Source organism: Orbaceae bacterium BiB (genome assembly GCA_036251205.1).
Lineage (GTDB): Bacteria > Pseudomonadota > Gammaproteobacteria > Enterobacterales > Orbaceae > Orbus > Orbus mooreae.
This window is the reverse complement of the sequence record CP133958.1, coordinates 623,804-638,055: the sequence shown is the minus strand read 5'-3', so window position 1 is coordinate 638,055 and position 14,252 is coordinate 623,804. Positions and strand designations below refer to the sequence as shown.

Genomic DNA, 14,252 nt, shown 5'->3' with positions numbered 1-14,252 from the left:
AAGGTATAGTTATGGAAAAATTATTGGTTGCCGATATCGGTGGGACAAATGCACGATTTGCATTATATGATAGTGAAAGTAAAACCTTATCTAATATTGAAAAATTTACCATAACGGCTGAAACCGTTTTACCACAACTAATTAGCGATTATTTAAAGCAATCTTCTTTAAAAGTACAACGAGCTTGTTTAGCGATAGCTTGTCCTATCACTGGCGACAAAGTTGTTATGACCAATAATCATATTCAATTTTCTCGTAGTGAATTACAATCGGCATTAAATTTAAAGCAACTTGAAGTGATCAATGATTTTACTGCAGTTGCAATGTCTGTTCCAGCATTACAGTCTGATGATATAGAGCAAATTGGTGGTCAACAACCAAATACGGATTACCCAATAGCTATTTATGGTGCAGGTACGGGGCTAGGTGTCGCTCATCTTGTAGAAACAGGATCACAATGGTTAAGTTTCTCGGGTGAGGGTGGACACGTTGAGCTTCCGATGATTAATCAATACGAAGATCAGGTTTTAGAACAATTACGCATTAAATTTGGTCGAGTATCTGCGGAACGTTTTTTATCGGGTAGTGGCTTAACCAATATTTATGAAGCATTAACAGTCATCCACAATCAAAAAATACAAGAGATTAGTGCTAAAGAGATCGTCGAAAATGCATTACAAGGTGATTGCGATCTATGCGTTGAAACATTAACACTATTTTGTACTTTCATGGGCCGTTTTGGCGGAAATTTGGCATTAACTCTTAATACACAAGGTGGCGTGTATATCGCGGGTGGTATTGTCCCTCGTTTTATTGATTTTTTTAAAAAGTCTCCCTTCCGACAAAATTTTGATAATAAAGGGCGAATGAGTAGTTTGCTGACAACTATTCCGGTTTATGTCATTGTTCATCCTGATCCTGGGTTATTAGGCGCGGGTATGTATTTGCAACAACGATTGTCATAAAATGGACTAACTCAATCCTTGAATTCAGGCGGTGGATTCAAGGACTGGGATTTAAGAGCTTGGATTAAGGGGTAGTTTTATACTATAATGATATCTTATAACAAGATTATAACGGATTGATTATAATTAGCTTAAATATCGGCTACAGATTTAAAAAACATTTCACTACAAAAAGAACTAATTTTTGTTTATACACACATAAAGGATAACACTGTCAGAAATTAATTATTTTATAAAATTTAATTAATAAGATAGCTTTATTTTTAATAGCTGTAAGCGCTCTTCTAATAATAAAATTAATGACTCTTTTATGCTTGGATTATGGCATTCAATAATGACATGAATGAGTGCTAAACTTTGTTCTATAATTTCATCCGGTAATAAAGTGTTATAAGGATGTTCAGTCTCTTTTTCCCGTAAAGAAATTCCCCTAGCATATCTATTTTGAGGATAATAAATAACTGGTTGTGCGACATTTAATACGGAAATATGATCTTGATATATCGTCATGAGATGAAATCCTAAATGTTGGTAATCGTTAAGTGATAAAAAAGTTATAGTGATTAACTGTTTTTTTATACAGTAATTATGCTAGCATTCGATTGCTATAAGGTCAAACAAAAAAATCATTTTTTAATCAGAATGGATTTTGATAACGATATTGTGACTCTTGAGCTAATAATGGACAAAAAAAAGCGAACACAAGGTGTGTTCGCAAAAATAATAAGGAATAGGAAAACAATGAATAATCATTGAGGTTGTATTATGCTGTTTTTTTATAATTCTGTCTGTTAAAAAAGTGTAATTTTTCTATTAATTAAACGTTTTTAATTATAATTAAACTTATTTATTTTTTTAAAAGTTAAAAATAATTTTTTTGTAATATTTAAATTTTATCATGGTAAGTTGATTCCTATTGCATCCTTAATAAGACAATAATTCTATTTTTCAAATAAAATCGAGTTTTTATATTAATGCTGTCAGGCTTCGAGATCGAGGTGTTTACTTTATTCTAAGTTGTATGTGTAGTTTATTATTCGAGTCCGTTTATTAATATAAAGCTATAATACAGCCAGAATGAGTTATAGATGACATAATCATCTACTACTATTAATTAGATAAAAAAAACGAACTCCGTAGAGTTCGAAAAGGTAATAAGGAATAGGAAAACAATGAATAATCATTGTGGGCATATTATGATGTTTTTTTATTACTATGTCTGGTGGTAAAATGTAATTTTTAGTTAATGAAATGTTTTTAATTGTGAATTTCATTTTTATTCTTTATTTTTAAATTTAAAAAAAGTTTTTATTCATGTTTTTGTTTTTTTTCATTTTAATCATAAGTCTTATTTTCAAATTATTTTATTTGATAGAGATAGATTTCAGCAAACCATCCTATCAATTCATTAAGAATAACTAAAAATATCAAGTAAATATGAATCTAACTTAATGATTCGATTATCTCTTGCTGGGTTTTAAGCTTACGAATCTGTTGCAATAAGGTGATCGCTTCTGGATAGTGCAATTTTAGATAGCTCAGCCACTGTTTTATTCGCGCAGAGTGATAGAGTGGTTTTAGGGGGACTTGCTCCGCTAAAGATTCTGAACGGGCATATTGCTGTAATAGTTGTAGGACTTGTTGCCACGGTAATAATGGTTCAGCATAACGAATTTGATTAGCAAGATTTGGTGCCGCAAGGATACCCCGACCTAACATGATTCGTTTAGTTTGGCTCTGTTCAACACAATTTTTTGCATCAGTTGGGTTAAAAATTTCACCATTCGCTATCACCGGAATCGTAATTCGCTGTGTAATTTGACCAATTGTTAGCCAGTCGATTTTATCACTTTGGTAACCATCTTGTTTGGTTCGTCCATGAATAACAATCTCATCAGCTCCTCCTTGTGCAACGGCATCAGCAATTTCAAAACAACGTGTTTTATCGTCAAAACCAAGTCGAATTTTTACTGATAATTTTTGATTGGCTGGAATTGTTGCGCGGACTTGCTTTGCAATTTGATAGATTAATTCTGGCGATTTTAATAAAAAGGCACCGCCTTGGCTACCGACTACTGTCTTTGCCGGGCAGCCACAATTAATATCAATACCATACGATCCTAATTGTATTGCATAAGCTGCATTATCAGCCATTAGTTCAGGTGATTGACCAAGTAGCTGAACGCGTACAGGCGTGCCTGTTTTGGTCTGACTTTGATGATAAAGCTCTGGGCATAATCGGTAAAAAGTACGTTTGGTTAACAGATGATGAGTAACGCGTACAAACTCTGTAACGCAGTAGTCAATATCATTAATCTGAGTCAGTAAATCACGTACTGTATAATCAAGCACTCCTTCCATGGGGGCTAGAACGATTTGCTCAATATTATTTTTCATGGCCACAAACCGAACAGTGAAGCTGCTTGTTAAACATAATCTCATTAAACTGCATCGTCATTGTATCAAGCATCAATAAACGGCTAATGAGTGGCGTACCATAATGGGTGAGTACTTTAATTGCCTCCATGGCTTGCATTGAACCAACCATTCCCACCAGCGGTGACATAACGCCAGCCTCAACACAAGTTAAGCTATCTTGTCCAAATAGTTGGCTTAAACATTGGTAGCAGGGCGCGTTATCTTGATAAGTAAATACCGATAGTAAGCCTTCCATCCGAATTGCTGCTCCCGAGATTAATGGCTTTTTAACGTTGTAACAGCAACGATTAACCTGTTGTCGTGTTTGTATATTATCGGTGCAATCAAGCACAATATCATGTTGTTTTATCAATTCAGTTAGCTGTTCATCATCTAACTGTTGTTCAACGGTATGAATGATCATATTCGGATTATGGGATAAAAGCGCATATTTTGCCGCACTGACTTTATTTTGATTAAGATTGTTATCGGTATATAAAATTTGCCGACTCAAATTTGATTCGCTAACCATATCAAAATCGACTAACGTCAATTTACCTATCCCTGAAGCGGTTAAATATAGTGAAGCGCTGCAACCAAGTCCACCTAAACCAATAATTAGAGCAGAGCTATTTTTTAGCTGTTCTTGCTTATCAATATCAAAACCTTTTAGGGTAATTTGGCGATCGTAGCGTAGTAGTTCTTTATCAGAGAGTTGTTGCATAGTCTTAATATGATTGAAAATTTTGCCAATATAGTAACATAAAAAATAGTAATTTTTCGTTATTTTATTGATGTAATGTGTGATTTTAGTATAAAAAAGTGGAGATATCAAAAATAACATACCAAGATAAAATCAGCTTAATTTAGATAGAGGTAACTCTGTATTAGCCAAAATATTATTTGGGTAATAGATAATATTGCCGATCTATTGGTGATAAATAGGCAATATTATCAAAGCAGAATTGGGTTATTTATCGAAACCTGATAGAAAGTCGAGATACTCCTGCTTACTCATTAATGGTTTATAGTTCGCCATTAATTGATCGGCTTGTTCCGCATCATCATATAACAGATCAATAATAGTACAAGCCATCATTTGTGCTGGACGAATGTAAGCCATATCCTCATCAAAAACGGTATAATCTTTACCATGTAGTACACCGCGAATTGAACCAATCCATGGGTGACTGACCGGCATAATATGTGATAGATCACCCGTATCGGTACTCCCTGTCATGTGTGGAGCAACCCAAACATTGTTATCTCCGATCAGTTGTTCGGCATTACTTTGTAATAAATCGTTAAGGGTGGAATTATTTTGGAGTGGCAAATAACCTGGTAAATCCTTTATTTCACATGTTGCGCCTACCGCCATTGCACCTGCTTGTAGTGCGCGATTAATCCGCTCATTTGCATCAATCATCGCGGGCACATTACCTGCTCGGACATAGCTTTCCATTCGTACATCACTTGGTATCACATTGACTAAATCACCACCTTGAGTAATAATCGGGTGAAAACGGATATAATCCTTTTCTTGAAAGGTTTCACGAATTGCATGAACACCCATCATTCCCATCATCGCTGCATTTAAAGCATTAACCCCTGCATGTGGCGCGGCTGCCGCATGAGCAGCTTCACCTTTATATTGAATTAATTTACCAATAAAGCCATTACTGGTTGTCGAAATTTCAATAAAGCCATTTTGGCGCTCTTTGGGGACGCTAGTTAAGTGAATTTGTAGGGCCATATCAATATCATCAAATTCGCCGCGAGAAATAAGTTCTGGTTTACCACCAATATACTTAATTTTACCTTCCTCTATGAGCCGATTACGATAGGTGATTTCGACATACTCTTCAGCGGGTACTGCAAATGGCACTACGTCGCCAGCTAAATAATCCATTGCACCAGCATCAATTAGTCCCATAGTAACTGCCATCATATTCGCAATTTGGGCATTATGACCACAACAGTGAGCTGCACCTGATAGCTCATTTGCGGCTGGGTGATCTGCACAGATAATAGCGTCAAGTTCACCAATAACTGCAATACTATGTTTGCTACCCTTACCACCTTTTAAACGGCCTTTCACTCCCGTTAGTGCAAGTTTATTTTTATACTTTACACCCAGCTTTTGAAAAGCGTCTTCGACTTTTGCCGCTGTTTTAGTCTCTTTATAACCCAGTTCAGGTTCGGCCCAGATAGCTTCAGCAATTGCTTTTATATCGGCTTTACGATCTGCAATTGCTTGGCAGACTTTTTGTTTAAGTTGTTGTTTATTCATTTTGTAACCTTATTAAATTAGATAATACCTTCCCAATGTAGGGTTAACTGTGCAATCAAGGCAGCAAAAATAAAGGTGCCAGAAAAAACAGCTAAAGAGACGGGAATAATCCGCCATGAAATTCGTTTAAATAATGCTAAATCTTTTCCAATCGCCAGTCCAGCATAAGCCAGTACAGGTGTACAAATCGCTAATAATGACACTTGGTCGGTGACTTGAACAACGATTTCATGTCCAGGAAAGATCGGCGAAGAGACAAATGCAGCGACCACTGAAACCCATAGAATCACTGGTAATTTTTTCAAGATCGGTAGTTTGCTGATCAGAAAACCGACAATCGATATCACTACTAGAATAGCTAGGGCTTGTAGTGAAGAGATAAAATTGATGTTATAACCAATGGTATTACCAGCAGCCATAATAATTGCAACTAAAATCAGTAAAAAGATTGTTTCTAAAATTTTCATTATTTATCTCCTGCTTTTTGGCTGCTTTTTTTACTACGCAAGCGTGAAAAAGTATTATATAAAAAGGAAGCAAAAGGTAATGAAAATAAGATATAGATGTAAATACCTAGTACACTAGACATTAGGTTCGCAGCGGTTGCATAAGCTTTGATTTCACCAGCCATATTAGGATAGAGATCACTAATTGGTGCAAGTGATGCTGCCATCATACTACCACTACCTACACCAGCCCCCATAGCCAGAGCGTATGGGTGAATAATATCAAGCCGAGCAATAATACTGGCTAAAATACTCATCCAAATGGCACCATATAAAGTACCACAGACATACATAGCCATCACTCCGCGACCTTCTGGCGAATCTAGTCCATATTTATCTGCGACAATCGCAATATTGGGTTCACGTGCAACAGAATAAGTGGCACCAACTGCTTCTCGGCCCATACCTAACATCATCGCAAGAGGTAAACCAAGTAAAATTGTGCCAGCAAAATGACCCAGTTCTTGAAAAATTAATGCCATTTTGGCATTCAAAATTTCATTAATTTTAGGACCAACAGCAACGCCAAGTTTAGCAATCAGTAGCATTAAAGTCACAATCATTACCGCACTGGCATTATGCATATTCTTTTCTTTAAGAATTTTTAATTTGGGTAAACTAATCATCCCTCCAATAATCATCGCATATAGCATGGGGTAAATAGTGATAATCCAAATCGTTTGTCGTCCAATAAGTTCGCAAACAGCAACAACCAGTAGAGCTAACAGATGTACTCGATAGTCCCTTAATATTTCCATTACAAATCCTCTTTAAATGATATTGAATTAAAATCGGTGATATTGCGTTATGTATAAATCATTTAGTCTTTATTTATTGTTGACTGATAAAATTTCAGCTCCTAGTGTCTGCTTGAAATGGTTTAATGCCCATTTATGACCAATAGTATCAAAACTGGCTACAGCATCTTGATAAATAACAATTTTGTATCCTAAGTTATAGGCATCAATGGCGGTGTGTAAGATACAGATATCAGTACATACGCCAGTAAGGTGAATTTCGTTAATGGCTCTTTCGCGCAGACGTAAATCGAGATCAGTACCACAAAAGGCTGAGTAGTGCCGCTTATTGATCCAGTAAATTTGAGATGAAGATTGATGATTGCTATAAAGTTGGCCTAAAGCACCATATAACTGTTGTCCTTGTTTACCAATAATATTATGAGGTGGAAACAAGTTATTTTCTGGATGGTAAAGGTCATTACTGTCATGGGCATCAATTGCAAACACCACAAAATGATCGAGGGCAATGAATGATTCAGTCACCTTTACTAAATTATTTTCAATAGATTGTCCTGCAAGGCCAGTCGTTAAAGCTCCGTCGTTGGCGATAAAATCATTAGTATAATCAATGGAAATTAAGGCTTTCATATTTAAACTCGTCAAATATTATGCAGTCTTCAAGCTTATTAATAAATAGACTGCATGACAAGTATTATATGAAGTGAGTTGATGAAAGAGGATAAAAATTGTACAATTTTATCCTCTGTTCATGGAATGGCTTATTACTTAACGTGCATATTGTTGTTGTAACCGATGAAAATGTCGATAGTAACTAAATATTGCAATTGAAAAATAGATCACGCTTAAGAGCAATAAATTTGCTATTTCAGGCCATACTAATTTTAATGATGCCCCCATTTCCGCTACTTTTGTTGCCGCTGCCATACTTGGTACCGCTGGGAATAAATTAGCAATAAAAATAATAGATGAAGGTATTAGCTCTTGTGGCCAAGAGACTCCAGAAGCGAAGAATAGTAAGATACTAATTGGAATCATTAATAAGAATATGCCTTCAGCGTTTTTGATAAAGGCGCTAAATGCTAAGGCAAATGCAATTGTTGTCAGTAAAAATATTATTGCAAACAAGAAAAGTTCCCAATTATTAGCCAGATTAGGAATATGATACCAACAGGCTAACATGATCATATAAAAAATAAACATTACTAGATAAATAACAAGATAGACAAAGGTTTTTCCAGCAATAAATAGTATAGATTGTAGCAGTGGTGAAATGCTATTACTGGCACTAGCGGATAATTGTGCGATATCTTTTTTAGAAAAGAATGTCGCAAGTAAAATACCAATAAACAGTAGTTGATGCAAAATAAGTATAAATACTGGCGGTAATACATATGTTGCATAACCCGCTTGCGGATTAAATAGGGCGATCATGGTTGGTGAAAAAGGTAAACTACCATTTTTAGCAACAGCGGCATCGACTCCTTGAGCAATTTGTCTATTTACTGAGATATTACTGTTCATATCCATAACAACATTATTAAGTGCGGTTGCTGCATTATTATAGATCAGTACATAGCTGGCATCACCGTAGAAAGAGACCGGTGATGATTCGCCTTTTATAACATTTTTTTCAAAATCAAAAGGAATAACTAAGATACCATTAATTTGATGTGATTTGAGTAGCTGTTCCGCCTCATTCATCGAACTTAGTTTAACCTCAGTTTTCATCTCTTTTGTTGCATCAATATGACGAACTAACTCTCTGCTTAGCGTCGAGTTATCTTGATCTAGGACGCCAATGGAAATGTTACTTAACACTTCATTCGTATAGGGCTGTGGATAGAGAAAACAGTAGATCAGTGGTCCTAAAATCATCACACTAATGATACTTTTGTTAGAAAAAATATTTTTTAATTCAGCTGTAATAATTGCTAGCAAAAACTTTACCACTATTTGCCTCCTTGCTTACTATATTGTTTAAACTTAAAGCCAATAAGCGATAATGAAATAATTGTTAACAATAACATAAAGAAAATCGGTGTTAAGGCTTCAATAGATGTTAGCCCTCGTAATGTTTGGTCTAAACGTAGTTGTATATACCATGTAACCGGTAATAAGCCCCCCCAAACATAAGCAAAACCGTTCATCGCAAGGCGTGGAAATATCAATCCAGTAAATCCAAATGCTGGTGAGGAAAAAATACCGACGACACCAAAGTTAGTGAATTGATCTGCAATAAAAATAGCAAACATGCTACCGATAGCTAAAGAAGATGAGATAAATAGCAGATCACCAAGCAGTAATAGAGGTAGGCTCCCTTGGATTGATAAACCATAATAGTTAATCATAATAATATCCATTAATAACAAAGGAATGATAAATATGGCGAAATACATGGCACATTTATTAAGCATAAAAGTAAATGGATTATTATGGGCTAAACGGCGTAATGAATTTAAGTTTGGTTGATAGCGACGCTCTTTCTGAATACTTGCCGTAACGGCAAACATCATAATTATCTGCATGACCGCAGGAAATGCGCCACTAACTAAAGTCACAATAAAACTGAGTGTTGGATTGAATAAAGGACGCAGATCAATATCAATCGGCTTTAATTGGCTTTTACCGATTGCCGTTGGAATACTATTATTAGCCATTTTTTGTAGCTGGATTTCAGATATCAATCCAGATAAACTTGTTGAGATCGCGCGACTAGCTGTACTACCTACAGTCATATATTGATTATTATAAAAAGTGGTCACTTCTGGCTGAGTATTCGCTAGCATCTGTTTTTCGAAATCGGGTGGAATCATGATAACCGCATAAACCTTAGCGGCTAATAAATCTTTTTTAGCCACTGACAGATCATGATAACGTTCACTAACTTGGATCTCAGAACTAGCAGCGACTTTTTGAATTAATTCTCTAGAGGCGACAGATTGATCTTGGTCGATAATGGCAATCGGGATTTGAGTAATACTACCTTGGTTATAAATAGCAAAAAAGATACCCATTATTAAGATTGGATAGATAAAAACCATAATAAATAGTGATGGTATTTTCTTTATTAAACGTAGCTCTCTCAGCATCATACTGAAAACCATCATGCTACGTTTAGAAGAAAAATGTCGAGTATCTTTTTGCACAATCAATCCTTATTTAACTAAATGAATGAGATTATATTTTCCAAGTTATAGTGGCGCTCATGCCTGGTCTTAAACCTTCAACTTTATCAATAGGTTTAGCTCTTACTTCAAATGTTTTAAGATCAAAATCGCCTGTCGCCTTCGTTGCTCGCCAGTTAGCATAAGAACCTAACGCATTAATTGCCGTGATTTTCACCGGAATTTTTTTATTTAATGCAGGGATATTGATTGTATAAACATCACCGACTTTAGCACTGTTTAGCCAATCTTCTCGAACATTAAATGTCACCCAAGCATCATCTAAATCCACTAATGAAAAGAGTGGGGTACCTGGATTATATAATTGACCAATTTCAGCAATTCGTGATGTAATTTGACCATTAATAGGTGAAATAACGGTTAACTCTTTGATATCTACATCAATCTGTTCTAATGCACTTTGCGCTTGCTTAACTTGGGCATCAGCTAGTGCTTTGGCTTCAACGCTATTACCATTTACAACTAAGTCATAATTAGCTTTTGCCACTTGTGTTGCTTGCTTAGCGACGGCTAATTGGTTACTTGCTTCATCATACTGCTGCTTTGATATAAGATTCTTTGAGGCTAGTTGTTGTAAACGATCATGGCTTTGTTGCGCTAATAACAAATCTGCTTCCGCTTTTTGCAAGGCCGCTTTTTGAGCATCAATATTTTCTGGGCGAGTACTGTAAGTAATATTTTTATTTGCTATTGCTACATCCAATTGAGATTGGATGTAATCACGTTGTGCAATCAGTGCTGGACTACTTAAGACTAATAATACATCACCTTTATTGACATTATCGCCTACATCATAATTGATTTCGACAGCTCGGCCTTGAACCCTTGCTGAAATATCAACACGGTTAACCTGAACTTCGCCTTGTAGGCTCATTGTTTTATCTGATAATGAAGAGTAGGTCATCCAACCAACAAAAATCAGAATTACAATTAATAAGGACAATATTATTTTTTTTCCATTCATATCGAGGTCTCTATTGGTAAGTAATAGTTTTATTGTTAATTAACTAAAATGGGGTCGTTGGCGGTAGTTTAACAAGTATTTAAATAAATAAAACAGTAAAAACAGCCATAAAATGCTTTTTTAAGTTAACTTTCGATTATTTAAAAAACATTTTCGTTAAGTTTATTGTTTAATATTATGTTGTTACACAAATCCCGTTTAGTTTGATACAAGAAGTATGTGTATTTTATTAATATGAAAATGGCCTGAGTAATTATATCAATAATTAGCATCACTTAGTTTTATCATAATCATCCAATTAACGCGAATATATCGTGAATATTTTAGATAACACTCTTTATACAAATAGAATTTGCTCTATAATAAACACTATTTTTTGCAAAATAGCTTAAACAGGATATATTTCTATGCGAACAATTTACTGTGGGCAGTTAAATGCCTCTCATATTAATCAAGATGTCACATTATGTGGATGGGTTAATAAACGTCGAGATTTAGGTGGCATGATTTTTATTGATATGCGAGATCGAGAAGGAATTGTACAAGTCTTTTTTGACCCCGCCTATGCTGAAGCATTTAAATTAGCAGCTGAATTACGTAATGAGTTTTGCATTCAAATTAAAGGTAAAGTGAGAGCAAGACCGGAAGGGCAGATTAATAAAGAGATGGCGACCGGTGAAATTGAAGTGTTAGCCACTGATCTGATTGTTTTTAACCGCAGTGATGTATTACCACTAGATTTCAACCAAAATAATACTGAAGAACAGCGTTTAAAATACCGTTATATTGATTTACGCCGTCCTGAAATGGCAAAAATTTTCAAAACGCGTGCTAATGTTACGGCGTTTGTCCGTCATTTTATGAATGAGCATGGTTTTTTAGATATTGAAACACCAATGTTAACAAAAGCAACTCCGGAAGGCGCTCGTGACTATTTAGTACCAAGCCGCGTGCATAAAGGTGAGTTTTATGCTTTACCACAATCACCACAAATCTTTAAACAACTATTAATGATGTCTGGTTTTGATCGTTATTACCAAATTGTTAAATGTTTTCGTGATGAAGATTTACGAGCCGATCGTCAACCTGAATTTACGCAAATTGATGTTGAAACGTCATTTATGAGTGCAGAACAGGTTCGTCAGATTATGGAAGAGATGATCCGTAAGTTATGGCAAAAAATTATTAATGTTGATCTTGGTTCTTTCCCTATAATGACCTTTGCTGAAGCGATGCGTCGTTTTGGTAGTGATAAACCTGACTTACGTAATCCTCTTGAAATTATTGATGTGGCCGATCTGGTTAAAGATGTTGACTTTAAAGTCTTTTCTACTCCAGCAAATGATCCGAAAGGCCGCGTAGCGCTACTTTGTGTACCAAATGGTGCGAGTTTAACGCGTAAGCAGTTAGATGATTATACGCAATTTATCTCAGTATATGGCGCTAAAGGCATGGCTTGGGTGAAAGTGAATGAACGAAGTAAAGGTTTAGAAGGTGTTCAAAGTCCGATTGCTAAATTCTTTACTGCCGAGCAAATGGAAGCTGTTCTTACTCGAGCTAATGCGAATGATGGTGATATTTTACTATTTGGTGCAGATAGCCAAAAAGTTGTCACTGATGCATTAGGTGCGTTAAGACTTAAAGTTGGTAAAGATTTACAGTTAACTAATGAAAAATCATGGGCACCGTTATGGGTAATCGATTTTCCTATGTTTGAAGAGACTGATGACGGATTAAGTGCAATGCACCATCCATTTACTTCTCCAAAAGATTACTCACCAGAACAGCTTAAACAAGATCCATTAAATGCTGTTGCTAATGCTTATGATATGGTTATTAATGGTTATGAAGTCGGTGGTGGTTCTGTCCGTATTCATCGTAACGAAATGCAACAAGCGGTATTTACTATTTTAGGTATTACTGAACATGAGCAACGAGAAAAATTTGGTTTCTTACTCGATGCTTTAAAATATGGTACACCTCCACACGCAGGTTTAGCTTTTGGCTTAGACCGTTTAACTATGTTATTAGCAGGTACTGATAATATTCGTGACGTTATTGCATTCCCGAAAACGACGGCGGCTGCATGTTTACTCACTGATGCTCCAAGTCCTGCAAATCCAGCTGCTTTACAGGATTTAGGTATTGCAGTTTGTAAAAATAATTAACATCTATTTAATTAAGCGTTAAACAATCTGCTTTAACGCTTTTGGACTTATTATGAAGTATAAGAATCCTGAGTCCGTTTTAGTTGTTATTTATTGTCAAACAACAAAACGTTGTTTGATGATGCAGCGCCAAGATGATCCTTCATTTTGGCAGTCTGTTACTGGTAGTCTTGAAATGGGTGAAAAGCCTTATCAAACAGCTATTAGAGAAGTGAAAGAGGAGACCGGTTTTGACATTTTACGTCATGCTTATCCATTAATTGATATTCACTATAGTATTGAGTTTGAAATATTTCCACAATTTCGACATCGTTATCATCCTAATGTTAGTACAAATAGAGAACACTGGTTCTATCTCCTACTTCCTGAAGAAAGTACGCCATCATTAACTGAACATCTTGCTTATCAATGGCTCTCAATTGAGCAAGCCATAGTATTAACGCCGTCATGGAATAATCGACAAGCAATAGAACAAATAAGGGAATGGCTAGGTGACAAAACCGATAAAAACATTTAATATTTTTATACTGCTGATATCAGGTTTCATAATGGTTAGCTCAGCAGAGTGTGTATTTAATAATAAGGGGAGAACGATAATAATGAATAACGATTATGACGATGATTATGAGCAGAGTTATGAGACATCAGATTCAATAATATTCGATGAAGAAGATATGATCATTTGTGAACAGATTATTCAACATGTCATATCTGTAACGAAGCAAAATAGAGATACAACCACCATTAAGATTTTCACTAATGATGACTTTTTTGCTAGGAATTATTGGGTGGCATCTTTTTCGTTTCTTGATGGTACAGATCAGTATTATCTCTATGAACGTAATAAAAAGGCAATTATTCAATTGACTCAAGCTCAATTTAAGCTCAATTGGCAAAAAATTACTGCTGATAATATAGAGCCAAATCTACCTATTTATGATGAAGAAGAGTAATAGGTTAGGTTGCGCTAATATTTATTACATTTAATGGAGAGA

14 protein-coding genes are annotated in these 14,252 nt (G+C 35.4%); 4 read left to right on the top strand and 10 right to left on the bottom strand.

Translation table 11 applies throughout. The annotated features are described in order from the left end of the window. Positions 1–11: 11 nt before the first annotated feature. A complete protein-coding gene (locus tag RHO11_02975; GenBank protein ID WVD62108.1) occupies positions 12–965 on the top strand; it encodes a glucokinase in 954 nt (317 codons plus the stop codon). Positions 966–1,208: 243 nt separating this feature from the next. Here RHO11_02975 and RHO11_02970 read toward each other — a convergent pair whose 3' ends face one another. The 10 genes from RHO11_02970 to RHO11_02925 all read right to left on the bottom strand — a co-directional run bounded on the left by RHO11_02970 (position 1,209) and on the right by RHO11_02925 (position 11,089). Further along, positions 1,209–1,475 carry a hypothetical protein gene (locus tag RHO11_02970; protein ID WVD62107.1) on the bottom strand — a complete coding sequence of 89 codons (267 nt, stop codon included), beginning with the start codon at positions 1,473–1,475 and terminating at the stop codon, positions 1,209–1,211. Positions 1,476–2,408: 933 nt separating this feature from the next. Beyond that, a complete protein-coding gene (dusC, locus tag RHO11_02965) occupies positions 2,409–3,362 on the bottom strand; it encodes a tRNA dihydrouridine(16) synthase DusC (GenBank protein WVD62106.1) in 954 nt (317 codons plus the stop codon). Next, complete coding sequence (locus RHO11_02960; protein ID WVD62105.1) at positions 3,352–4,107, bottom strand: molybdopterin-synthase adenylyltransferase MoeB; 756 nt, start codon at positions 4,105–4,107, stop codon at positions 3,352–3,354. Before RHO11_02960 ends, dusC begins: the two co-directional genes overlap by 11 nt. Positions 4,108–4,353: 246 nt before the next feature. After that, entirely contained in the window at positions 4,354–5,673 is a 1,320-nt protein-coding gene (locus tag RHO11_02955; protein WVD62104.1) for an amidohydrolase, read from the bottom strand. 17 nt (positions 5,674–5,690) lie between these two features. After that, on the bottom strand, positions 5,691–6,140 hold the full coding sequence (locus tag RHO11_02950; GenBank protein ID WVD62103.1) for a hypothetical protein: 450 nt from the start codon (positions 6,138–6,140) through the stop codon (positions 5,691–5,693). Further along, entirely contained in the window at positions 6,140–6,937 is a 798-nt protein-coding gene (locus RHO11_02945; protein WVD62102.1) for a DUF3100 domain-containing protein, read from the bottom strand. Before RHO11_02945 ends, RHO11_02950 begins: the two co-directional genes overlap by 1 nt. Positions 6,938–7,006: 69 nt before the next feature. Continuing rightward, positions 7,007–7,567, bottom strand: coding sequence for an isochorismatase family cysteine hydrolase (locus tag RHO11_02940; GenBank protein WVD62101.1), 561 nt, complete (start codon positions 7,565–7,567; stop codon positions 7,007–7,009). Between the two features lie 138 nt (positions 7,568–7,705). After that, entirely contained in the window at positions 7,706–8,890 is a 1,185-nt protein-coding gene (locus tag RHO11_02935) for an ABC transporter permease (GenBank protein WVD62100.1), read from the bottom strand. Then, positions 8,890–10,086: an ABC transporter permease gene (locus RHO11_02930; GenBank protein WVD62099.1), complete on the bottom strand. Its 1,197-nt coding sequence runs from the start codon at positions 10,084–10,086 to the stop codon at positions 8,890–8,892. Before RHO11_02930 ends, RHO11_02935 begins: the two co-directional genes overlap by 1 nt. 31 nt (positions 10,087–10,117) lie before the next feature. Continuing rightward, positions 10,118–11,089, bottom strand: coding sequence for an efflux RND transporter periplasmic adaptor subunit (locus tag RHO11_02925; protein ID WVD62098.1), 972 nt, complete (start codon positions 11,087–11,089; stop codon positions 10,118–10,120). A gap of 407 nt (positions 11,090–11,496) precedes the next feature. Here RHO11_02925 and aspS point away from each other — a divergent pair, with 407 nt between their 5' ends. From aspS to RHO11_02910, 3 genes are all read left to right on the top strand, one after another. Then, positions 11,497–13,257 (top strand): aspartate--tRNA ligase, encoded by a 1,761-nt coding sequence (gene aspS, locus RHO11_02920; GenBank protein ID WVD62097.1) that lies wholly within the window; start codon positions 11,497–11,499, stop codon positions 13,255–13,257. A 52-nt stretch (positions 13,258–13,309) separates the two neighbouring features. Then, a complete protein-coding gene (nudB, locus tag RHO11_02915; protein WVD62096.1) occupies positions 13,310–13,774 on the top strand; it encodes a dihydroneopterin triphosphate diphosphatase in 465 nt (154 codons plus the stop codon). Positions 13,775–13,856: 82 nt separating this feature from the next. Continuing rightward, positions 13,857–14,210, top strand: a complete 354-nt coding sequence (locus RHO11_02910) for a hypothetical protein (GenBank protein ID WVD62095.1) — start codon at positions 13,857–13,859, stop codon at positions 14,208–14,210. Positions 14,211–14,252: the final 42 nt, after the last annotated feature.

Coding starts and splice junctions, on each gene's coding strand:
- RHO11_02910 (WVD62095.1), top strand. CDS start 13,857: ATGAATAACGATTATGACGATGATTATGAGCAGAGTTATGAGACATCA.
- nudB (WVD62096.1), top strand. CDS start 13,310: ATGAAGTATAAGAATCCTGAGTCCGTTTTAGTTGTTATTTATTGTCAA.
- RHO11_02970 (WVD62107.1), bottom strand. CDS start 1,475: ATGACGATATATCAAGATCATATTTCCGTATTAAATGTCGCACAACCA.
- RHO11_02950 (WVD62103.1), bottom strand. CDS start 6,140: ATGAAAATTTTAGAAACAATCTTTTTACTGATTTTAGTTGCAATTATT.
- aspS (WVD62097.1), top strand. CDS start 11,497: ATGCGAACAATTTACTGTGGGCAGTTAAATGCCTCTCATATTAATCAA.
- dusC (WVD62106.1), bottom strand. CDS start 3,362: ATGAAAAATAATATTGAGCAAATCGTTCTAGCCCCCATGGAAGGAGTG.
- RHO11_02925 (WVD62098.1), bottom strand. CDS start 11,089: ATGAATGGAAAAAAAATAATATTGTCCTTATTAATTGTAATTCTGATT.
- RHO11_02945 (WVD62102.1), bottom strand. CDS start 6,937: ATGGAAATATTAAGGGACTATCGAGTACATCTGTTAGCTCTACTGGTT.
- RHO11_02940 (WVD62101.1), bottom strand. CDS start 7,567: ATGAAAGCCTTAATTTCCATTGATTATACTAATGATTTTATCGCCAAC.
- RHO11_02955 (WVD62104.1), bottom strand. CDS start 5,673: ATGAATAAACAACAACTTAAACAAAAAGTCTGCCAAGCAATTGCAGAT.
- RHO11_02960 (WVD62105.1), bottom strand. CDS start 4,107: ATGCAACAACTCTCTGATAAAGAACTACTACGCTACGATCGCCAAATT.
- RHO11_02975 (WVD62108.1), top strand. CDS start 12: ATGGAAAAATTATTGGTTGCCGATATCGGTGGGACAAATGCACGATTT.